We start from the raw sequence: 21,204 nt of genomic DNA, 5'->3' as shown, positions 1-21,204 counted from the left end.
CGGGTTACCGCCACCTGTTTGCCGGTTGCCGGTCGGGTTGCCTCCTCAGCTCACCCCGGGATCTCCGGCCGCACGCGCACGCTCTTCCACCGCGCGAGCTGCACCATCCCCGCGGGCGCCCCGCGCGGCTTGCTCACATCCGCCACCCGGCACACATGGACCTCCACCTTCGCGGCGCCCCTTGCCTTCGAGTACCACGCCGCCGCCGCCGCCGCGCGCTCCACCACCTCGCGCGGCACCTCCACCCGATCCGGATTGCGCACGATCACGTGGCTCCCCGGCGTGCCGCCGGCCACGTGCAGCCACAGGTCGTGCGGCTCGGCGATCGCGAACGTCAGCGCGTCGTTGTCCTCATCCCCCCGGCCGATGAGCACCTCGAACCCGTCCACCGCGAGCGTGCGGTACGGCCGCCCCTTGCTCCCCATCCGCCCCTCCGCCGTCAGCCGGTCGCGACCCCGGCGCCGGCGGCCGCCGCCTCGCCCTGCACCTCCGCCGCGAGCCACGCGAGCAGATCCCGCGTGACCTCCTCGCGGTTGATCTCGTTCAGCATCTCGTGGCGCCCGCCGGGATAGAACCGGTGCGTCACGTTGCGGAGGCCGGCGGCGCGGTACGCCTCGAGCATCTGCGCGACCCCCTTGAGCGACCCGCCGACCGGGTCGCGCGACCCGGAGAACACGTACACCGGCAGATCCTTCGGGATCCGCGCCTGCCGCTCGGGCCGCGCGATCTCCACCATCGCGTCGAGCACGTCGACCCAGAGCGACGCCGTCGCCGCGAAGCCGCAGCGCGGATCTGCGATGTACCTGTCGACCTCATCGCGATCGCGAGAGAGCCAGTCGCAGCCCGTGCGCGTCGGCGCGAACGCCTTGTTGAAGCTGTCGAAGCTCATCGCCTGGAGGATCGCGCTCTTGCCGCGCTCGCCGAGCCGCCGCCGCTCCGCCCGCGCCATCAGCCGGCCCGCGTTCACGAGCGCGTTCGGCTTGCCCGAGGACCCCGAGAGCACCGCGCCCTGGATCGAGCCGCCGCGCTCGATCAGGTACTCCTGCACCAGGGACGAGCCCATGCTGTGTCCGAAGAGCACGACCGGCAGCCCCGGGTGCTCGCCCTTCGCGCGGGCGATGAGCTGCGCGATGTCGCCGACCACCCGCTGAAAGCCGCCCTGGCTCGCGAAGAAGCCGAGCTCGTCGTCGCCGCGCGCCGTCCTGCCGTGGCCGCGGTGGTCGTTCGCGTAGACGGCCCACCCGGCGGCGCAGAGCGCCTGCGCGAGGCGCGCGTAGCGGCCCGCGTGCTCGGACATGCCGTGCGCGATGTGGAAGATGCCGCGCGCCCCGTCGTCCGGGAGCCAGCGGTACACGAAGAGCTCTCGACCGTCGTCCGCCTGAAACGTGAAGGTGTCTGCGGGCATCGGGAGCGGACCCTACCATCGATCGCGCCGCGCACGTGACCACGATTCTCGATGCTTCCGCGCCGAAAAGGAGTTTTCGGTACGGTCCTCCATGGCATGAGGTTCGCACGATCCCCGGACCATGCCCGAGCGCCGATCGTTGCCCGTGCTCTCGTTGCGCGACACCGTCCTCTTCCCTGGGATAGCGACGCCCATCACGGTTGGACGGCTGAAGACGCTCCGCGCGGTGGAGGCCGCCCTCCGGATGGAGGGAGAGGACAAGCGCATCTTTGCGGTCGCCCAGCGCGACGCCGCCGAGGAGCCCACCACGGCCGGCCTCTTCTCGATCGGCGTCGTCGCCCGCATCACCCAGGTGCAGCGGTTCGGGTCGGGCCTCCAGCTCGTGCTCTGCTGCGAACGGCGAGCGGCCGCGCCCCGCTACACGGAGGTCGACGGCGTGATCCGCGCCCCCGTCATCGATCTCGCGGATCTCCCGCTCCGTCCAGAGGAGGACAGCGCCCTGGAGGCGCTCTCGCGCGAGGTGCGCGAGCGCGCCGTCGAGTACGGCCGTCACCGCGGCGCGCCGGAGGACGTCCTCAAGCAGTTCGTCGGCAGCATGTTCGGCCCGGCCGAGCTCGTGAACCACATCGCCTTCTATCTGGACCTCCCGACCCCCGAGAAGCAGGCGCTGCTCGAGACCCTCTCGACGGAAGAGCGCATGCGCAGCCTCGCGCTGCACCTCTATCGGCAGATCGGCATCGTCGAGACGCAGGAGAAGATCCGGACGACCGTCGAGGAGGAGCTCGGCGAGCGGCAGCGGGAGCTCTACCTGCGCGAGCAGCTCCGCGCGATCCAGAAGGAGCTCGGCGAGGAAGACGACGAGAACGTCGCGGCACGTCTGGAGCACAAGCTGCAGCGGGCCAGCCCTCCGCCGGAGATCTTCCAGGAGGCCCGGCGCGACCTCGCGCGGCTGCGGCGCATGGGACGGGAGACATCGCCCGAGGCGCAGGTCCTGACCACGTGGCTCGAGCTCGTCGCCGATCTGCCCTGGAACCAGCGCACCGAGGACCACGTCGACCTCGATCGGGCGCGCGCGATCCTCGACGAGGATCACCACGGCCTCGACGACGTGAAGGACCGGGTGCTCGAGTTCCTCGCCGTCCGCAAGCTGCGCGTCGGGCAGGCCCGGGGCGACGGAGAGCGGAGCCGCGCGATCTCCCGCGGCCCGATCCTGCTCTTCCTCGGCCCTCCCGGGACCGGCAAGACGTCCATCGCGGAGTCGATCGCGCGGGCGCTCGGTCGCAAGTACGTCCGCGTCTCGCTGGGCGGCGCGCGCGACGAGGCCGACATCCGCGGTCATCGCCGCACCTACGTCGGCGCGATGCCGGGCCGCATCCTCCAGGGCATCAAGCGGGTCGGGTCGAAGAACCCGGTGATCGTCCTCGACGAGGTCGACAAGCTCGGCGCCTCCTTCCAGGGCGATCCTGGCGCGGCGCTGCTCGAGGTGCTCGATCCTGCGCAGAACGACGGCTTCGTCGATCACTACCTCGGCCTGCCGTTCGACCTGTCCGAGGTGCTGTTCATCTGCACGGCGAACTTCCGGGAGACGATCCCCGCGCCGCTGTTCGACCGGATGGAGACCGCGCTGTTCGCCGGATACACCGAGCAGGAGAAGCACGAGATCGCGCGGAGGTACCTGCTGCCACGCCAGCGGCGGGAGTGCGGGCTGCGCGACGAGCAGCTCCGCGTGACCGGCGCGGCGCTCGGCGAGATCATCAGCGGATATACGCGCGAGGCGGGCGTGCGGCAGCTCGAACGGACCCTCGGCGCCCTGGCGAGAAAGGCCGCGCGCAGGATCGCGGGCGGTGAGAGCGAGCGGGCGGTGGTGGGCACCGGAGATGACGTGAAGGAATTGCTCGGTCGCGCCAGGATGCGCCCGGAGCGAAGGCTGCAGCACGATCAGCCGGGCGTGGCGACTGGCATGTATTACACGCAGACCGGTGGCGACATCATGCACGTCGAGGCGAGCGTGATGCCTGGCAAGGGCGATTTCGTCCTGACGGGGCAGCTCGGCGACGTCATGAAGGAGAGCGGCCGGGCGGCGCTGAGCTACGCGCGCGCGCACGCGGCGGAGCTCGGGGTGCCGCTCGATCGGCTGCAGCGGCGCGACGTCCACATCCATGTTCCGGCGGGCGCGGTGCCCAAGGACGGCCCGAGCGCGGGCTTGACGATGGCGGTGGCGCTGGTGAGCGCCCTGTCGGGCAGGCCCGTGCGGAGCGACATCGCGATGACCGGCGAGATCACGCTGCGCGGCACGGTGCTGCCGATCGGGGGCATCAAGGAGAAGGTGCTCGGGGCCCACCGGGCGGGAATCTTCGAGATCCTGATCCCTGCGGACAACGAGGCGGATCTCGACGATCTGCCGGCCGAGGTGCGGAGCTCGCTGGAGTTCTACCTGGTGAGCACGCTCGACGAGGCGATCGCGCTCTGCCTGCGGCTCCGCCCGATGCGCCTGGAGCCTCCGGAGGTGCTCCCGCACGCGCGGGCGTCCTGACGCGGCGCTGGGCGCGGCGAGGGCCGGTAGCGGGCGGCGCCTGGGCGGGCGGCGCCCGGGTGGCTCAGGTGGGCGGCCGAGAGGCCGGCGCGTCGCCTCCGCCGAGCGTCTCGGCCAGCGCGCCGCCCCCGCCGAGCGTCTCGGCCAGCGCGGCGGCGGTGGCGGCGGCGAAGGCGTCCAGCGTGGCGGGCTCGGTCCAGCGCGCGGCCTCGCGGGCGTCGAGCGCGTGGTGCGTCTCGATCAGGACGGAGGGCATGGTGGGGCGTCGCAGCACGAAGATGCGCTGCCCCGGGGGGTGCCGGTCGACGAAGACGCCTGCCTGGGCGCTGTCGGGCTCGTACAGGCCGCTGTAGGCGGCGCCGCGGTACGGCATGAGGCCCGCTTCCGCCATGCGCCGGGCGAAGGCGCGGGCGAGGGCGAGCCGGCGGGCGCAGAGGGCCGGCTCGCCCTCGTCGGACCAGAGCACGGCGAACCCCGGCGCGGCGAGGTTGAGCGGGCACGTCCGCCCGGGCGCGGGCGACCACGTCTCGATCCTGCCGCGCACGTCCGAGTGCACGCTGACGAAGGCCTCGGCGCGCCACCGCGCTGCGTCCTCGGCGCGCTCCTGGTAGGGCAGCGGCCGGTCGGCCGTCCTGCCCACGCGCGCCTCGAAGCGCCCCGTGGCGTTGAGCCGCTCGGCGAGCGCGCGCGCCGCGGAGAGCGTGAACTCCTGCTCTTCGACGCAGAAGCAGGAGAGGTTCCCCGCGTTGCCCGGGGCGCCGTGGCCCGGGTCGAGGTAGACGCGACGGACCCCGAAGTCCGGCGGGAAGACGGCGGCGGGGGCGACCACGCGGGCCCCCGGAAGGGGCCAGCCGCTCGGCGCGATCGGGAGCTTGAGCGCGCGTCGCACCGCGCCATCGCGCGGGGGGCCGGGGGAGCGCGCCCGCGCGAGGGCGGCGACGCCGGCGGCGCCGGCGAGACCGAGGACGAGCTTCCTGCGCGAGATCACCGCGGCTCCGCTAGCTATCAAAGGCGGAGCGCGGCGTCAGGTTCTCGGCAAACCAGCGCGGAGGAGGTGGCCGGCGTCCGGCGCGCCGATCGACACCCCGAGATCGCCCGGGGCGTCTGCGCGATCGTGCCCCGGCGCGGCCCTCGGCGGCTCGCCCGGAACCGCCGCTACGGGGCCGGCGTGTAGCAGACCTCGAGCTTCGGTCGGAGGGCGACGTTCACTTGCTCGCTCGACCGGATGTCGGTCCGGCCGTTCGGATCCTGGAGCGCGAGGCCGTGGTTCGGCTGGGCTCCATCCACCCAGGTCTGGACGAGGGCCGCCACGTCGGCGGTCGCGACGGCGTCCGCGGCGACCGTGGGGGTCGTGGCCTCGACGGCCGCGTTGTACCCGGGGAAGTTGCCGGCGTGGAGGGTCGACTCCTGCCAGGGGCCGTTCACGCGGTGCACCTCGATGACGCCGGCGCTCGCCTTCCACGGGTGGGAGAGCGAGAGGGTCGCGGATTCGACATCGGATCCCGCCGGGATGAACGACAGATCGAAGGCCAGCACGCCCATTTGCACGCCCTCCGGCAGCGTGTTCAAGACGATGTACGGGTAGTCGCCGTACGGCCACGAGACCCCGGGCTGGACATGCGCATCCCGCACGGCCCCGTACGTGCCGCGCTGCACGACGGCGCACTGGGGCTCGGGCGGGGCGTCGCAGGCGTCGCCGATGTCGTCGGCGTCGGCGTCGGCCTGGGAGGGGTTGGGCACCGCCGGGCAGTTGTCGCACGAGTCGAAGACGCCGTCGTGATCCGTATCGGCGGCGACCACGGTGACGTGATCGAGGAGCGTCCCCAGGCCGTCCGAGATGCCCAGATCGTTGAACTGGAGCCGCGTCGTCGTGCCGGAGGCCACGACGGTATAGGTGTAATAGGCCCACGCGGTGCTGGCGGTCGTGAGCGTGGCGACCGGCTGGCCGCCCCAGGTGACGCCGAGGACGTTATGGCTCGCGTTCGTGCCCGGGCGCGCGGCGAAGGCGAACCGGAGCTCGTAGGTCGCTCCCGGGATGGTCGTGAGGTTCTGGTAGATGCCGCTCGAGCTCTGGGCGTCCAGCTCGGCGTGCTGGCTCCCCTGCGCGGGGTTCATGCCGTTCGTGTGGTCATGGATCTGGATCTGACCAAAGGCAGCCTGCCAGCCGGAGATCGAGCTGTACACCGACGAATTGCCGGACGACACGTTCGGCGATTCGAAGCTGCCGTTCGTGACGATGTTCCCGGAGGGCAGGACCGAGCAGGCGACGAGCGCCGCCGCGCCCTCGCCGATGGCGGCATCGTTGTCCTCCTGCGGCTCGGCTGCCGCCGTGCAGCCCGAGATCATCCAGGCGAGCGCGAACGCAGAGAAGATCGACGGATACGACGGATAGGCGGTTCTCATGACAGAGCTCCTCGTTGGGGCGCCCGCAAAGCGGCGCCGCGCCGCGCGGCGAGCTGCCGCACGGCATGAATTGAAAAATGTATTTACTAAGTGTGGACGATGCTGATAAGCTGTTGCGTTTGCCGCGAAGGCGGACCGCGTAAGTCGTTATTCGTCAACCAGCGCGCGCGGCATGAAGGTACGGCGGCACGGCCGTCACGAGGCGTTCGCCTCCCGGATCGTGGCCAACCTCGAGCTTCGTCGCCCCTGGAGGACCTCGCCCACCCCGAGGCGGATGAGGGCCGCCGGCGGGGCGATCGACGCGCGGAGTCGGACGAGCGCGATCACGAGATGTTCTTGAATTCGTCAGCCGTAGCGCTGTCTCGTTATATCATGAAATGGGCGCACAGGTCATCAGCGTTCCTGCGCAACGAGACCTGCTCACCCCTCGCCCGGGCTCCGCGCCCGGAGCGGCCAGAGCAGCCCGAGGAAGGCGACCGAGATCGCGGTCCCCAGGGCGAACAACCCTGCATAACCGAGCCGCTGGGCGAGGGCGCCCGACAGCCACACCGCGGGCGATTTCCCGAGCACCTCGACGCTGGCCAGGACCGTGTAGTGCGTCGCGCCGACCGATCGCCGCACGCGCGACATCATGAAGGCGAACACCGCGGTCGTGAGGGCCCCGCCGAAGAGGTGCTCGGCCACGGTCACGGCGATGACGGCCCCGGCGTCCGGCGGGCCTGACGCGGCGAGGGCCCACTCGCCGGCCATCGCGGCGGACCGGAGCGCCGAGGTCACCCCGACGGCGACGAGCAGCGGCAGGCGCTGCGCGAGGAGGCCCCCCGCGAGCGAGCCGGCGATCGAGGCGACCAGGCCGTAGGTGCCCACCCAGAGGCCGATCTGGTGCGGCGGGAAGCCGGCGTCGACCAGGAAGGGCTTGAACATCATGTCGACCATCGCCTCGCCGAGCTTGTAGGTCCCGAGGAACGCGACGACCCAGAGCGCGCCCGGCGCCCGCAGGGCGACGGCGACCGTCGCGAGCACCTCGCGCACCGAGCGGCGATCGCGCGCCTCGATCTCGCTCGCCGGCGGCTCGCGCAGCGCGAGCGAGGCGAGGGCCGAGAGGAAGACGAGCGCCGCCATCGCGCCGAACTGGCCGCGCCAGCCGATCCAGGCGCTCGCCCACACGAGCAGCCCGCCGGCGACGAGCATCCCGACCTTGTAGCCGACCACCTGCGCGGCGTTCGCGAGGCCGAGCTCGCCGCGCCCGAGCAGGTCGATCGCGAGCCCGTCGACCGCGATGTCCTGGGTGGCCGCGAGCAGGTTCATCAGGAAGACGAGCGCGAGCAGGGCGCCGAGGTGGCGCGACGGCGGCACGAACGCGGCGGCCGCGCACGTGAGCGCGAGCAGCGCCCCGAGCGGCAGGATCCATGAGCGGCGCCGGCCGATCCGCGCCCACCCGAAGCGGTCGACGAGCGGCGCCCAGAGCGCCTTGGCCACCCAGGGCAGCGCGAGCGCCCCCGAGAAGCCCACGGCGGAGAGCGAGACGCCGCTCGCCCGCAGGAAGATGGGGAGCGCCGTCGCCTGGAACCCGAAGGGGATCCCCTGCGCGAAGTACAGCGCGGCGAGGGCGGCGATGTTGCCGGCGCGCGTTCGGTCTGCCACGAGCCGGAATCGTAACCGAGCGGTCGAGCCCCGGTCGCTCGAAACACGGACACTGGCGCGGCGATGACGAGGACGAGGAGCAAGCCGCGCGGGCTCACCCCGCCGCCCGACCGCGGGAGCGCGCGCCGATGATCGCCGACACCTTCTCTCCGCTGTCGCTCGCGCCGTCCGGCGCCGTCCGGGTGCGGTGGCTGGGCGCCGCGGGGTTCGCCGTGGAGCACGCCGGCGCGGTCGTGCTCATCGATCCGTACCTCACGCGCGCCTCGCTCCGCCGTTGCGTGCTCGGCCGCCTCGTACCCGATGTCGCCGCGGTGGCGCGCCACGCGCCGCGCGCGGACGCGATCATCGCCGGGCACACCCATTTCGATCACGCGCTCGACATCCCGGAGATCGCGCTCCGCACGGGGGCCACCGTCTTCGGCTCCCGCTCCGCGGCGGCGCTGTGCCGCGCCTCCGGCGTCCCTCCGTCCCGCGCGCGCGACGTCGAGCGCGCGCCGGGCGGCGAGCCGGTCGTCGCCGAGGTCGGCCCGTTCCGGCTGCGATTCCTGCCGAGCGCCCACTCCCGCCTGATGCTCGGCCGCGTCCCCTTCCCTGGCGACATCTCCGATTGCGACCAGGTCCCGCTCCGGGCCGAGCGCTACCGGTGTGGCGCTGTCTTCGCGGTGGAGATCCGGGTCGCGGGCCGGCTCATCGTCCACCTGGGCAGCGCGGAGCTCGTCGAGGCGAGCCTCGACTGCCGGGAGCCCGACCTGCTCCTGCTCTGCGTGGCCGGCTGGACCGCCTCACGCGCCTTCCCCGAGCGCGTCGCGCGCGCCCTGTCGCCGCGCGCGGTGCTCTTCTCGCACTGGGACAACTTCTTTCTTCCGCTGGATCGCCCCGCCGTCGCGCTCCCTGCGATGCAGGGGGAGCGCCTCGCAGAGCGCCTGGGCCGCGCGTCGCGCGACGTGAAGATGGGCGTGCTGCCGCTGCTGGGTGAGGTGTGGATATAGAGGTCGTCGTCAGCGATCTGGACGACTTCGAGACGCGATCAGATCAACGGCGGCGACCTCGATCAACCAACCGCGGCGCCGAGCCCTGCCCCCCTGCGCCGTGCCACCGGTTGACCCGTTTTTCCGATGAGATAACGCCACGCGCATCAGAATCCGGCTTGGGAGGAATACATGGTTCACGGATTGAAGAGGGCAGGCGTGCCACCTTCGACTCGCCAGCGACAGAGCGCTTAGTGCAGCTCGGCGCGACGAACGTCGTACGCGCGTCAGAACGCCTTATCATCGGACCGAGCCGCCGGGACCCATTGGAGCATGTCCGGACGCGCGACGCATGGTTCTCCTTATGCGAGCATCGCTCGAACATGGACGATTCAGGACAAAAATGGGATCGCCTCTACTCATCCGAGGTTAACTGGAAACCACCCGTCATCTTGTGGGCATCCGGGAGCCTTCACGAACGGGTGAACCTCTGGAGAGCCTGTAGCTGGTTGCGGCACCTGGGGATCCCATGCAGTGATGTCCTCATCATCGAGCTCGAACCGGTGTACGGCACGATGAGAAGGCTTCCCGATTCACCGAGAATACCGCCGTTCGACTGCTCCGCGTCGGTAGCGCACCACCCCGACAACGTTCTTCTGGACCGTCTCGGCAGGGCCCGCTCCTGGCCGATGGAACGCTACGATCGTGCCGTTCGCCTCTGGGACAGCTACGTCGATGAGAACCCCTTGCCGTTCGCGGAGAGCTGCGCGCACGGTGTCGAGGGATTCCCGGAGCTCGCCCCCTTGTGGAGGCTCCTCTCTTGCTTCTTCCCAGGAAGGAGCCCGGGAGGCGCCTTGCGCCTCAGCCGGTTCGACGAGCTCATTCTGACCATCCTGTCAACAGCGGAATGGCAAACCCCAGTACAAGTATACTGCAACAGATCACACCTGGGATCGGACTTGCGAGATCTCGGCTCCTGCACGGGCGACCTGTTCGTGGAAGATCGCCTCGCCCAGTGGGCGGAGCACGACTCAAGCGCGGCTGTGGAGCGAGCCCCCGGTCCGAACCCACCTGGTCATCGGATGCTCTCGAAGGTGTATCGCCTCACCGATCGCGGGCAGCGGCTGCTGGACAGAGGGCTTGAGCGGATCACAGATGCGCCGAGTCTGCCGATCGGCGGGATCGACGCCTACTCGGCTTCGGCTCCTTGGGTGCTGCTCGAAGATGGACGGCTCGCTCGGCTGTGAAGGCTACCGCTGACCGTCGTGCACCGCAGCGCGTCCGCTGAGCGCAGAAGGCTGCCCCCTTCACATGGCCACCGCATGCCGCGCCCCGCCGCTCACCCCGGGCACGCCGCGTCGCATCCCTCGCCGCCGCAGTCCACGCCGAGCTCGTCGCCGTTCTCCACACCGTCCTTGCAGGAGGACGGCTCGCAGGCGCCGGCCCAGCAGACGCCGCTGACACAGTCCTTGCCGGACTCGCAGCCGCCGTCGTCAGGGCAGCGCCGGGGGCATCTCCCGCTGCAATCCACGCCGGTCTCGTCGCCGTTCTTCACACCGTCGCTGCACGTCGGCGCCTTGCAGTGCGCCATCGCGCAGACGCCTGACTGGCAATCCGCCCCAGCCTCGCACGGATCCCCGTTCCTGCACGGCTTGCACGGTCCGCCGCAGTCCTGGGCGGTCTCTCCGCGGCCGGCATCGAGCACCATGTTGACGCAGTGGGCCGGCACGCAGAACACCCCGTCACAGGCCAGCCCCGGAGCACAGTGCAGCGTCGGATCCTCGGCGAGGCACTCCACGCACCGCCCCTCATGGCACCTCCCGGCTCCCGAGATCGGGCAGATCACCCCGTCGAACAGCGCGTTCAGCGGCCGGTCGTAATCGCAGAGATCGTTCGTGCACTGGTTGCCGTCGTTGTACACGTCGTACGCCGGCACGCTGACCACGATCCCTTCGTCCGTGCACTCGTCCTGCTTGCAGTCGCCGCGGAGCTGCGAGGCCAGGCGACCCACCTTGATCTCGAGCTCGCACTTCCCTTCCACGCAGCGCCCCGCGCCGCACCGCGGATCCGGCGGCCCCGGGCACTCCGCGTCGCTCTCACACCGCTCCGACGGGTCGACAACGCCCGAGCACTCCGCCGTCCCCTCCGCGCACTCGTTGCAGGGCCGGCACATCTGAAAGCAGTCCGGCGCCTCCTCGCCGCGCGCGCAACAGACCACCTTGCCCGGCTCGGCGCACTCGCAGCGCTCGTTGACGCAGACAGTGCCCGGCGCCGTCTGACCGTCCGATAGACAGTCGTTCGTTGTCGCGCAGTCGCCCCCCACATACGGCTCGCCGCCGCAGGCGAAAGGAAGCGGCAAGACCGTGAGAAAAAAAAGTCCCACGGCACAAAGCTTGACAGAGCTCATCGTACGTCCAGTCCTCCGGCACAAGGCTGGGTTGAGCGGCACCCCGGCGGCCCCAATCCGCCGAAGTGCCGTTGGCCTGATCCTCGAACGGGCCCACTATGCCGCGCTCGGCCCGCGGCGGTCACGCAAGTTTTCGCCAGTGGGTGCGCCGCAGGCGGCGATTTCCGGTCAGCGCCGGTAGCGCAGAATCGATGTCGATTTCATGGTCAGAAGACGCCAGATACCGTAAAGCCTTCCGAAGACACCCTGACCTCGGCCTGACCGCGCGGGTAGAACGTGTACCCGAGCGTGGCGGCCAGGACGGCGCCACCGGTGATCACGCCGGCGACGCCGATCGCCCTGAAGGTGCGCATGTCGTCGCGGGCCGAGGCGGCGTGCTGGCACACTGGCCCGCTCAGGCGAAAGCAGCCGTTCGGGCCGGCGGCCCGGGCGGAGGCGAGGATGGCCTCCTCGCGCTTCTCCGCGCCGACGAGCATCACGCCGCCGAGCGCCGCGAACGAGGCGGCCAGCCCGACGCCGCCGACGACGATGGCTGTGCTCGGCCCCGGTCGAGCCGGCGGCGGCGGCGCAGGGCCCGCAGGTACGGCGCGCGGCGCCTCCGGCCCCGGGCGCTGCGGCTCGGGCGGCGGGGGGAAGGTCAGCCTCACCTCCCGCGTCTCGCCGCGCGGGACGTCGACCTCGGCCGTGGCCGTCCTGCCATCCAGCGCCGCGCGCACGACACGGCGCCCGGGCTCGACGGGGATCAGCCTGTCGCCCTCGATCTCGGCCGGCGCGCCGTCGATCGTGACCGTCGCGCCCGCGGGCGCCACGATGCGGAGCTCGCCGGCGAGCTGGCGCGCGCGGGCGAGATCGACGAGCCGCGACTCGTGGAGCGCCCGTTCACCGGGGGTCCTCGGCGCGCGCATGATGTCCTTGCAGAGCGACAGCCAGCGCACGGCGGCCGGCATGTCGCCGATCCGGAACGACAGCGCGCCGATGTTGCACGCCGCCACCTGGGAGCGCTCGAGCTTCCACACCGCCATCCAGAGCTCGCGCGCGTCGGCGAGGCGCGCCTCGTCCACGGCGGTGTGCGCCTGCGCCACGAGCCGGTCCCGGGCGCCGGACGGAGGCTCTGCCAGGGCGCCTGCCGAGGTCGAGAGGAGCGCGGCGGCCAGCGCCGACGCGACGGCATGACGGGTGTTCCTGTGCATGGGAATGCCCCTTTCGCCCCGCGCGAGGGTTCGCGCGAGCGCCCTTGATCCGGCGAGCCAGCCTCCGGGCCACGCTCACGTACCAGAAGGAAGGCGGGCGTGGAAGCAGCGGAGACGCACAGATGGGCCTGTCGCCCACTCGACCTGATCCCGCATCAACCTGTGCGGCGATTCACCTGTTCGAGGGAGTTCGGTTCCGCGAGATAGGCGGCAGCATCATGAGAAATTGGTACAGGAATCGACAATGCGCCTTCCGGTCCCGGCGACCCGCCTCGCCGACAGCGAACTCCCTGACGCCTTCCCCCTCACGTCCCCGCCCTCAGGAACGCCGCCTTGATCCGCTTCTTCCCCCACCCGGAGAACTTCACGGTGACGATCGGATCCGCCCCCGGATCCACGCTCTCCACCACGCCCGGCCCGAACCGCTCGTGGAACACCCGCATCCCGCGCCGCAGCGCGAGCCCCTCGCCGCCCTCGCCGCCCGCGTCGACCGCCTCCCTCTCCACGTACCGCTCGCCCGGCGCCCGCTCGGCGCGATCCACCTCGCGCGCCGGCGCCCTCGCCGGCTCACCCTCCCGCGGGAACCGCGACCACGCCAGCCGCTCCTCGGCCTGCGCCGCGGGCCTCCGCTCGCGCCCCTCGTACGAGCCCCGGCCCGCCCACGAGCGCTCCCCCGATCCGCCGAACCTCCCCGCCGAGGCCCCGTACCCGCCGCCGCCGCCCACCACGTCCATGCGGCGCTGCGCCATCATGCTGGTCGGCGTCGCCATCGGGCGCACCGACGCGGGCGGGAGATCCGCGAGGAAGCGGCTCGGCAGGCAGTAACGCGTCTGGCCGAAGATCGCCCGCCGCGCCGCGTGCGTGATCCAGAGCCGCTGCCGCGCCCGCGTGATCGCGACATACGCCAGCCGGCGCTCCTCCTCGATATCGCCCTTCCGGTTCGGGTCCTGGCTCCGGAACGGGAACAGGTCCTCCTCCATGCCCGTCAGGAACACCGCGTGGAACTCCAGCCCCTTCGCGGCGTGGATCGTCATCATCGCGACCTTCGGCATGTCGACGAGCGCGTCCGCGTCCGACACCAGGCTCACGCGCTCGAGGTAGCCCGACAGCGTCGCATCCTCCCCCGCGGCGATCGCCTCCTGCTCGTAGTCCACGATCGACTGCACGAGCTCGCGCAGGTTCTGGAGCCGCGCCTCCGACTCGACGCTGTCGTCCTGCTCGAGCATCCTCGCGTAGCCCGACCGCGCGAGGACCTCCTCCGCGAGCTCGCTCGGCGACAGGCGCGGCATCTCCGCCATGAGCCCCTGCATCAGGTCGCGGAAGCCGAGCAGGCTGCGCTTCGCCGCCGAGGCGAGCGGCTCGAGCCGGCCCGACGGCAGCGCCGACCGCGGCACCGCCGACGGCGGCACCGCGCCCCCCACGAGCGGCTCGATCGCCTCGTAGAGCGACACGCCGAGCGCGTCCGCCGCCTGGATCAGCTTGTCGACCGTGCTCTGGCCGATCTTGCGCGCAGGCACGTTGATGATGCGGTTGAGATCCACGTCGCTGCGGGGATTGACCACCACCCGCAGGTACGAGAGCAGGTTCTTCACCTCCGCCCGCTCGAAGAAGCGCGTGCCGCCGATGATCTGGTACGGGATGCGCGCCTCGCGCAGCACCTCCTCGAGCACGCGCGACTGCGCGTGGATCCGGTAGAACACCGCGATCTCGTTCGGCGAAACGCCCTGCGCGATCAGCTCGCGGATGCACTCGACCACCCACGCCGCCTCGTCGTGCTCGCTGTCGGCGGCCACCACGTCGATCTGCGCGCCGTCCTGGTTCGACGTCCACAGCTCCTTCGGCTCGCGATCCGACGCGTGGCGGATCACCCCGAGCGCGCCGCGCACGACGTGCCCGACCGAGCGGTAGTTCTGCTCCAGCTTCACCACGGTCGCGTGCGGGAAATCGCGCCGGAAGCCGCGCACGATCCGCACGTCCGCCCCGCGCCAGCGGTAGATGCTCTGGTCGTCGTCGCCGACGACGCAGAGGTTGTCGTGGCTCTTGCAGAACGCGCGCACGAGCCGGTACTGCACCTGGTTCACGTCCTGGAACTCGTCGACGAGCACGTGGCGGAAGCGCCCCCGAAGATCCTCGCCGGCGAGGCTCGCCGGGTCCTCCGCGAGCCGCAGCACCGAGAGCAGGAGGTCGTCGAAGTCCACCGCGTTCGCCGCCTTGAGGTGCCGCTCGTACGCCGCGAAGCACCGCGCGATCGCGTCGTCGAAGTAGCCGTTGCGCTCGAACTCGCCGGGCCCCCGCCCCTCCTGCTTCTCGGCGTGAATGCGCGACAGCACCTGGCGCGGTGGATAGCGCCGATCGTCGAGGTTGAGCTCCTTCAGCACCCGGTTCATGACCGCGCGCTGGTCGTCGTCGTCGTAGATGACGAAGTTCTTCTCGAGCCCGGCCGCTTCGTGGTGCCGCCGCAGGAGGCGCGCGCACACCGCGTGGAAGGTGCCCACCCACAGGTCCTTCACGATGTCGGCCCCGATGATCCCCTCCAGACGGCGCTTCATCTCGGACGCCGCCTTGTTCGTGAACGTCACCGCGAGGATCCGGTAGGGCGGAACACGGTGAGTCACGATGAGGTTCGCGATCCGGTACACGATGACGCGCGTCTTGCCGCTGCCCGCGCCGGCGAAGATGAGGAGCGGCCCCTCGGCGTGGCGGGCCGCGCGCGCCTGCGGCTCGTTCAGCTCCTCGTAAGGAAGGCCTGGCTCGGGCGGCGGAGGGGGGTAGGCGTCAGGTGCGGCGAAACGGTCCACACGGCGTCGCTAGCACGGCCTCCGCGCGAGCGGGAGCCCGGCCAAGCCAACAGACCGCCGCCACGCTTCCCCGCTTTTTCCGCCGCAAACCCGGCGCGCTGGCCGTAACCTCGCACGCGCATGCGCCCCGGCAGAGCACCGGGGGAGACGCGGCCGGGACGAGCGGCAGGAGAGACCATGCGCATCGCGCTGACGCATAACCTGAAGATCACGGGATCCGCCGAGGAAGCAGAGTTCGACAGCCCGGAGACGATCGCCGCCATCGCCGGCGCGCTCGAGCGGGCCGGGCACGAGGTGGAGCGCATCGAGGTCAGCGGCCCCGCGTCCCGGGTCCTCGCCCGGCTCGAGGCGCTCCAGCCCGATCTCATCTTCAACACGGCCGAGGGCCACAAGGGCAAGACGCGCGAGGCGTTCTACCCGTCGCTCTTCGACGAGCTCGGCATCCCGTACACCGGCTCCGACGCCTACGCGCTGAACGTCGCGCTCGACAAGTCGCTCACGAAGCGCGTCCTCGCGAGCTACGGCGTCGCCACCCCGCGCGCCCGCCTCGTCAACCGCACCACGCTGGAGAGCGGCGCGCTCGACGACGTGAGCTTCCCCGTGATCGTCAAGCCGAACTTCGAGGGCTCCTCGAAGGGGATCTACCGGGAGTGGAGCGTCTGCGAGGACGCGTACCACCTCGCCGAGGTGGTCGAGCGGCAGCTCGCGCGCTTCGAGGCGGGGCTGCTCGTCGAGCACTACGTCGCCGGCATCGACGTCGCGTGCTCCTTCGTCGACGGCCTCAAGGAGGCGGGGGGCGCGCGCCCGAACGGCGCCGGCGTCCCCGAGGGGGTGCTCACGCCCGTCGAGTTCGTGATCGATCCCCAGGTGCCGGGCAGCTACAACATCTACGACTTCAACCTGAAGCACGCGAAGCCCGAGCACGTCACCCGCCGGCCCGCGCAGCTCCCCCCGCAGACCATCGAGCGCATCCGGTCGCTGACCGCGCGCGTCGTGCGCGCGCTCGACCTCAAGGACCACGCCCGCTGCGAGTTCCGGGTCACGCCGTCGTCCTCGCGCAACCAGGGCCACGACGTGCACTTCCTCGAGGTCGACGGGCTGCCCACGCTCCAGCCGGGCGCCAGCGTGTTCGTGGCCGCGGCGCAGCGCGGCGTCGATTTCGACGGCGTGATCCGGGCCATCGTCCGGAGCGCCTGCAAGCGGCGCGGGCTCCTGCCGCTCCTGGAGAGCAACGCGCCGCGCCGGGCGAAGCGGACGTCGCTCCGCGTCGGCTTCACCTACAACATGAAGCGGGGCGAGGCGGCGGCGGCGGAGGGAGGCTCGACCGGCAAGCCGGGCGCCGGCGCCGTGTACGACTCCGAGGCCGAGTTCGACTCGCCGCGCACCATCCAGGCGATCGCGAGCGCCATCGAGAGCTACGGCCACACCGTGGTCCCGCTCGAGGCGACCCCGGATCTGCCGCGCGCGCTCACCGCCGCGGGGGTCGACGTCGTCTTCAACATCGCCGAGGGGCTCCGCGGCCGCGGCCGCGAGGCGCAGGTGCCCGCGCTGTGCGAGCTGCTCGGCATCCCGTACAGCGGCTCGGACGCCACCACGCTCTCGCTCGCGCTCGACAAGGGCCTCACCAAGCAGATCCTGCGGGCCGCCGGCATCGAGACGGCCGAGTGGCAGGTGGTCACGACCGGGCGCGAGAAGCTGAAGCCGTTCCGCTACCCGGTGATCGTGAAGCCCAACGCCGAGGGCACCTCGAAGGGGATCACCTCCGCGTCCGTCGTCAAGGACGAGGCCGCGGCGCGCGCGGCGGCGAAGCAGCTCGTCGATCGCTACCACCAGCCGGCGCTCATCGAGGAGTACATCGCGGGGCGCGAGTTCACCGTGGGCCTGCTCGGCGAGCGGCGCCCGAAGGTGCTGCCGCCCATGGAGGTCGTCTTCGTCGACCCGCCCACCTACCCCGTCTACGGCTACGAGGAGAAGCAGACGGACACGCCGCGCGTGCGATTCCAGTGCCCCGCGCAGGTCACGCCGTCCGAGCTCCGCCGCATCGAGAAGGTCGTGCGCGACACGTTCGCGGCGCTCGCCTGCCGCGACGTTGCCAGGGTGGATCTGCGCATGGCAAAGGACGGAAGGGTGTACGTGATCGAGATCAACCCCCTGCCCGGCCTGACGCCCGACTTCAGCGACCTCTGCGTGATCGCGAAGGTGGCGGGGATGGATTACCGGTCGCTGATCGGCGAGATCATGGCCGGCTGCCTCAAGCGCCACCGCGAGGCCCGCGCCGCCTCGCCGCAGTCCGCCCTCGCCGCTGCGCCCGCGGCCGGCGCGTCGGCCGGCTCCGCCGCGGCCCCGGCCGCCGCGCCGCCCACCGGCGCAGCGGGTTCGGCTGGTGCCGCGGGCGCGACCGGCGCCACGGGCGCGGCCGAGCCGGGCTCCCAGCCTTCGCCGGACCCCACGCTCGCCGGGTCCGTGTCGCTCGCCGCGGAGCTCGCCCCCCTCCCCCCTGCGAGCCGGGAGGTCGCTGGCCCGTGAGCGCGCCCTCTGCCCCGATCCGGCGCCCTCGGCTGCGCGACCTCGGCGTCGCGATCGGCCGCTTTCCCACCGGGCCCGAGAACGCGATCACGGACGTCGCCGGGGTGCGCGTCCACCACGTGACCAAGATCGAGGGCGAGGGCGAGCTCGTCCCCGGCCTCGGCCCCGTGCGCACGGGCGTGACCGCGGTGATGCCGGCCGACGGCGACCTGTTCCTCGATCGGGTGTTCGCGGCCAGCTACGTGCTGAACGGCGCCGGCGAGGTGACCGGCCTCTCGCAGATCAACGAGTGGGGCCTGTGCGAGACCCCGATCCTGCTCTGCAGCACGCTCTGCGTCGGCCGCGTCCTCGACGCGACCGTCGCGTGGCTCTCGCAGCGCCACCCGCAGATCGGCAAGGAGTACGACGTCGTGATCCCGGTCGTCGCCGAGTGCGACGACAGCTTCCTCAACGACACCGTGGGGCGGCACGTCACGCAGGCCGACGTCGAGGAGGCGATCGACAACGTGCGCGGCGGCGCCGTGGCCGAGGGGTGCGTCGGCGCCGGCACCGGCATGCAGACCTTCCACTTCGCGGGCGGGATCGGCACCTCGAGCCGCTGCGTGCCGGTCGGCGGGGTCGACGCCATGGTCGGCGCGCTCGTGCTCTCGAACTTCGGCGACCGCGAGCTGCTCCGCGTCGATGGCGTCCCGGTGGGCCGGCTGATCAGCGACCGCTTCGCCCACGTCCCGCGGCGGGGCCCTGCCGGCTCGATCATCGTGCTGGTCGCGACCGACGCCCCCCTCATCCACCGTCAGCTCGCGCGCGTGTCGCGGCGCGCCGCGCTCGCGATCGGCCGCACCGGCGGGTACGCGGCCAACAACTCCGGCGAGATCGTCCTCACCTGGAGCACCGCGAACCGGGTGCCGCGCGTCGCCATGGAGCAGTGGAGCGCGCCTCGATCGAGCCGCTCGCTCAGCGTGCACCCCCTCGCGCCCGGGCGTCACATGGCCGAGCTCGTCCTCGACACCGAGATCGACGGCCTCTACGAGGCCACCGTCGACGTGGTGGAGGAGGCGATCCTCAACGCCATGTGCGCGGGCGTCGACATGACCGGCCACAGCGGCCACCACGCCCCCGCCCTGCCGCTCGACGCCGTGGCCGAGGTCCTGAAGCGGTACCGGCCGCCGCACCCGTGCGATCCGCCGCCGCTGCGCTAGCGCACCAGCATCCGGCCAGGGATCCGGAGCGAGAATTCAACGCAAAGGCGCAAAGGCGCAAAGGCGCAAAGAAAAAACCAATAAATTCAGGCATTTTTGCGCCTTTGCGTCTTTGCGTTGAGCTCTCCCCCTTGCGAGGCAGAGCCCTGGCAGGACGGCTGACCCGAGGCAACCCGGCGCCGCCTGACGATCGGCTGCGCGGCGGACCGCTATTCCGGATCGCCGTGGAGGAGCCACTCGTGGGCGGCGTCCTCGTCCCAGAAGCGCCGGAGGACCTTGTCCGTGCCGCTCTCGCGCGCCACGCGGTTGAGCTGGAGCGCCACGATGTCGCTCTCGATGATCTCGGCGACGCGCATCACCCCGAGCTCCAGGCCGAACTCCTGGACGGCGCGGATCTTCTCCGCGACCTCGGGCGCCATCGGCCGGAAGCCGCGGACATCGGCCTTGATCTTGATCTCCCGGCCCTGCAGGCCCTCGCACGCCTTCCTCAGCTCGCTGACGAAGTTCTCCATCTCTTCGAGGCGAACACGGCCCTCGAGGACGAAATCCACGATGGCGTGGATCCGGTCGACTTTGATCTCGAACACGTTGAGAGACCTCCTGCCAGTGCCCGAAAGGGCGGGATGGGGCCGCGCAATCATACCCCGGATTGCAGGAGGCGAGCCCGGGGATCGCGCCGCCCGGGCGGCCGCGATGCCGGCGGTCGGCCATGAGCGGCGCGCGCAGGGAGGCGGGAGACGGCGGCGCCCCGGCGCGGGGCGGACGGCGTATTTCCTGGAAACACGCCGCGCCGCCCGCGCCGCCCCCGCTCATCCGCGGGGGGAGCGCGCCCGGCGCGGGGCGGCGCGCCGGCGCGCGCGGCCCTTCACGCCGTGCGCGCCTCGGCGACGTGCGCCTTGCCCTGCCCGCGGCGCGCGGCGATCGCCTTCTCGTAGATCGTCGCGTACTGCGAGAGCAGCGTCGGCCATTGCCGTTCCTTGAGGATCCATTCGCGCGCGTTCTTGCCGACCTGCTCGAGGCGCTCCGGGTCCTTCAGCGCCTCGACGCACCGCCTCGTGAGGTCGGCGCTGTCGCCGGCCTTGAAGACGAACCCCGTCTCGCCATAGCGCACGAGCTCGCCCATCGCGGGGACGTCGCTCACCATCACGGGACGGGCCATGGCCATCGCCTCGAGGGGCTTCAGCGGCGTCGTGAGCGCGGTCGTCCGGGTCCGGATGCGCGGATACACGAGCAGGCTCGCCATCGCGTAGATGTTGAACACCTCGTCGTGCGGCACCCGCCCGGTGAACGTCACCTTGGACTCCACCCCTCTCTCGCGGGCGAACGCCTTGAGCTCCATCTCCTGGCCGCCGGCCCCGGTGATGACGACGTGCGCGTCCGGGATCTCCCGCGCGATGTCGCCGATCGCCGCGATGAGCGTCTGGAGCCCCTCGTACGGCTGGAACGTGCCGACGTACCCGATGAGCCTCTTTCCCGCGAGCCCGAAGCGCTCCCAGGCGCCGGGCGGCGCCTCCCGCGGCGCGAACTTGTCCGAGTCGACGCCGTTGCCCACGACGTAGAGCGCGTCCGTGCTGCGCACCCGCGGCGCGACCGCGTTCTTCAAACTCTCGCAGATCGTCACCGTCGCGTCAGCGTACTTGTAGACGATGCTCTCGAGGCCGGCCGCGATCTTGTAAGGCACCGAGTCCTCTGCGAATTTGCCTCGATCGACCGAGGCGTTCTCCCAGAGGTCGCGCACCTCGTAGACGAGCGGCAGCCCGAAGCGGCGCGCCGCCGCGAGCGCCGGCAGCCCGACCAGCATGGGCGAGTGCGCGTGCACGAGATCGGGCTGAAACTCCCGGATCGCGTCCTCGACGCGCGCCTCCAGCGCCCGCACGAGCGAGAGCTCCCGGACGACCGGCAGCTTCTTGCCGGACGGCTCGCGCGTCCGCCAGTAGGAGATGCCGCCGATCTCCTCCTTCAGCGCGTCCCCGGACCCCTGCTGCGCCGAGGTCACCACCGCCGGACGCATCCCGTGCTCGGCCTGATGCTTGATGATGTAGTCGCTGCGGATCGTGTACCCCGCAATGACAGGCAGCGACGTATGAAGAACATGAAGCACGCGCACGAATCACCGCCCTTCCTTGTGATG

At 71.5% G+C, this 21,204-nt stretch carries 16 protein-coding genes; 5 read left to right on the top strand and 11 right to left on the bottom strand.

The window, feature by feature from the left end; genetic code table 11:
* Positions 1-50: 50 nt before the first annotated feature.
* Positions 51-425 carry an NFACT RNA binding domain-containing protein gene (locus WME96_RS05175; RefSeq protein ID WP_437289056.1) on the bottom strand — a complete coding sequence of 125 codons (375 nt, stop codon included), beginning with the start codon at positions 423-425 and terminating at the stop codon, positions 51-53.
* A gap of 14 nt (positions 426-439) precedes the next feature.
* A complete protein-coding gene (locus WME96_RS05170; protein WP_437289055.1) occupies positions 440-1,405 on the bottom strand; it encodes a lysophospholipase in 966 nt (321 codons plus the stop codon).
* Between the two features lie 121 nt (positions 1,406-1,526).
* Between WME96_RS05170 and lon the strand changes: the two genes are divergently transcribed.
* Positions 1,527-3,938 (top strand): endopeptidase La, encoded by a 2,412-nt coding sequence (lon, locus tag WME96_RS05165; RefSeq protein WP_437289054.1) that lies wholly within the window; start codon positions 1,527-1,529, stop codon positions 3,936-3,938.
* Positions 3,939-4,002: 64 nt separating this feature from the next.
* Here lon and WME96_RS05160 read toward each other — a convergent pair whose 3' ends face one another.
* The 4 genes from WME96_RS05160 to WME96_RS05145 all read right to left on the bottom strand — a co-directional run bounded on the left by WME96_RS05160 (position 4,003) and on the right by WME96_RS05145 (position 7,985).
* Positions 4,003-4,926, bottom strand: coding sequence for an N-acetylmuramoyl-L-alanine amidase (locus WME96_RS05160; RefSeq protein ID WP_437289053.1), 924 nt, complete (start codon positions 4,924-4,926; stop codon positions 4,003-4,005).
* A 167-nt stretch (positions 4,927-5,093) separates the two neighbouring features.
* Entirely contained in the window at positions 5,094-6,341 is a 1,248-nt protein-coding gene (locus WME96_RS05155; protein ID WP_437289052.1) for a DNRLRE domain-containing protein, read from the bottom strand.
* Positions 6,342-6,536: 195 nt separating this feature from the next.
* Positions 6,537-6,668 carry a hypothetical protein gene (locus WME96_RS05150; RefSeq protein ID WP_437289051.1) on the bottom strand — a complete coding sequence of 44 codons (132 nt, stop codon included), beginning with the start codon at positions 6,666-6,668 and terminating at the stop codon, positions 6,537-6,539.
* A gap of 93 nt (positions 6,669-6,761) precedes the next feature.
* Positions 6,762-7,985, bottom strand: a complete 1,224-nt coding sequence (locus tag WME96_RS05145) for an MFS transporter (protein WP_437289050.1) — start codon at positions 7,983-7,985, stop codon at positions 6,762-6,764.
* Positions 7,986-8,113: 128 nt separating this feature from the next.
* Here WME96_RS05145 and WME96_RS05140 point away from each other — a divergent pair, with 128 nt between their 5' ends.
* Positions 8,114-8,974 carry an MBL fold metallo-hydrolase gene (locus tag WME96_RS05140; protein ID WP_437289049.1) on the top strand — a complete coding sequence of 287 codons (861 nt, stop codon included), beginning with the start codon at positions 8,114-8,116 and terminating at the stop codon, positions 8,972-8,974.
* Positions 8,975-9,336: 362 nt separating this feature from the next.
* A complete protein-coding gene (locus WME96_RS05135) occupies positions 9,337-10,200 on the top strand; it encodes a hypothetical protein (RefSeq protein WP_437289048.1) in 864 nt (287 codons plus the stop codon).
* A gap of 92 nt (positions 10,201-10,292) precedes the next feature.
* Here WME96_RS05135 and WME96_RS05130 read toward each other — a convergent pair whose 3' ends face one another.
* From WME96_RS05130 to WME96_RS05120, 3 genes are all read right to left on the bottom strand, one after another.
* Entirely contained in the window at positions 10,293-11,336 is a 1,044-nt protein-coding gene (locus tag WME96_RS05130) for a hypothetical protein (protein WP_437289047.1), read from the bottom strand.
* 230 nt (positions 11,337-11,566) lie between these two features.
* Positions 11,567-12,550, bottom strand: a complete 984-nt coding sequence (locus WME96_RS05125) for a hypothetical protein (protein ID WP_437289046.1) — start codon at positions 12,548-12,550, stop codon at positions 11,567-11,569.
* A 305-nt stretch (positions 12,551-12,855) separates the two neighbouring features.
* A complete protein-coding gene (locus tag WME96_RS05120) occupies positions 12,856-15,348 on the bottom strand; it encodes an ATP-dependent helicase (protein ID WP_437289045.1) in 2,493 nt (830 codons plus the stop codon).
* Between the two features lie 177 nt (positions 15,349-15,525).
* On the opposite strand from WME96_RS05120, the gene WME96_RS05115 reads away from it, so the two are divergent.
* Both WME96_RS05115 and WME96_RS05110 read left to right on the top strand, forming a co-directional pair.
* Positions 15,526-17,874 (top strand): D-alanine--D-alanine ligase family protein, encoded by a 2,349-nt coding sequence (locus WME96_RS05115; protein ID WP_437289044.1) that lies wholly within the window; start codon positions 15,526-15,528, stop codon positions 17,872-17,874.
* Entirely contained in the window at positions 17,871-19,073 is a 1,203-nt protein-coding gene (locus WME96_RS05110) for a P1 family peptidase (protein WP_437289043.1), read from the top strand. The genes WME96_RS05115 and WME96_RS05110 overlap by 4 nt, the downstream gene beginning before the upstream one ends.
* Positions 19,074-19,282: 209 nt before the next feature.
* On the opposite strand, the gene WME96_RS05105 is transcribed toward WME96_RS05110, so the two are convergent.
* Positions 19,283-19,660 (bottom strand): STAS/SEC14 domain-containing protein, encoded by a 378-nt coding sequence (locus tag WME96_RS05105; RefSeq protein ID WP_061612387.1) that lies wholly within the window; start codon positions 19,658-19,660, stop codon positions 19,283-19,285.
* A gap of 278 nt (positions 19,661-19,938) precedes the next feature.
* Positions 19,939-21,180 (bottom strand): glycosyltransferase, encoded by a 1,242-nt coding sequence (locus WME96_RS05100; RefSeq protein WP_437289042.1) that lies wholly within the window; start codon positions 21,178-21,180, stop codon positions 19,939-19,941.
* Positions 21,181-21,204 lie beyond the last annotated feature (24 nt).

This window comes from Sorangium sp. So ce406 (assembly GCF_051474675.1).
Classification (GTDB): domain Bacteria; phylum Myxococcota_A; class Polyangia; order Polyangiales; family Polyangiaceae; genus Sorangium; species Sorangium cellulosum_G.
Note: the sequence above shows the minus strand (reverse complement) of the source record. Positions and strands in the feature narration are given on the sequence as shown.

Excerpts from the sequence above, each read along its gene's own strand:
- WME96_RS05175 (WP_437289056.1), bottom strand. The coding sequence starts at position 425 with ATGGGGAGCAAGGGGCGGCCGTACCGCACGCTCGCGGTGGACGGGTTC.
- WME96_RS05170 (WP_437289055.1), bottom strand. The coding sequence starts at position 1,405 with ATGCCCGCAGACACCTTCACGTTTCAGGCGGACGACGGTCGAGAGCTC.
- lon (WP_437289054.1), top strand. The coding sequence starts at position 1,527 with ATGCCCGAGCGCCGATCGTTGCCCGTGCTCTCGTTGCGCGACACCGTC.
- WME96_RS05155 (WP_437289052.1), bottom strand. The coding sequence starts at position 6,341 with ATGAGAACCGCCTATCCGTCGTATCCGTCGATCTTCTCTGCGTTCGCG.
- WME96_RS05140 (WP_437289049.1), top strand. The coding sequence starts at position 8,114 with ATGATCGCCGACACCTTCTCTCCGCTGTCGCTCGCGCCGTCCGGCGCC.
- WME96_RS05135 (WP_437289048.1), top strand. The coding sequence starts at position 9,337 with ATGGACGATTCAGGACAAAAATGGGATCGCCTCTACTCATCCGAGGTT.
- WME96_RS05125 (WP_437289046.1), bottom strand. The coding sequence starts at position 12,550 with ATGCACAGGAACACCCGTCATGCCGTCGCGTCGGCGCTGGCCGCCGCG.
- WME96_RS05115 (WP_437289044.1), top strand. The coding sequence starts at position 15,526 with ATGCGCATCGCGCTGACGCATAACCTGAAGATCACGGGATCCGCCGAG.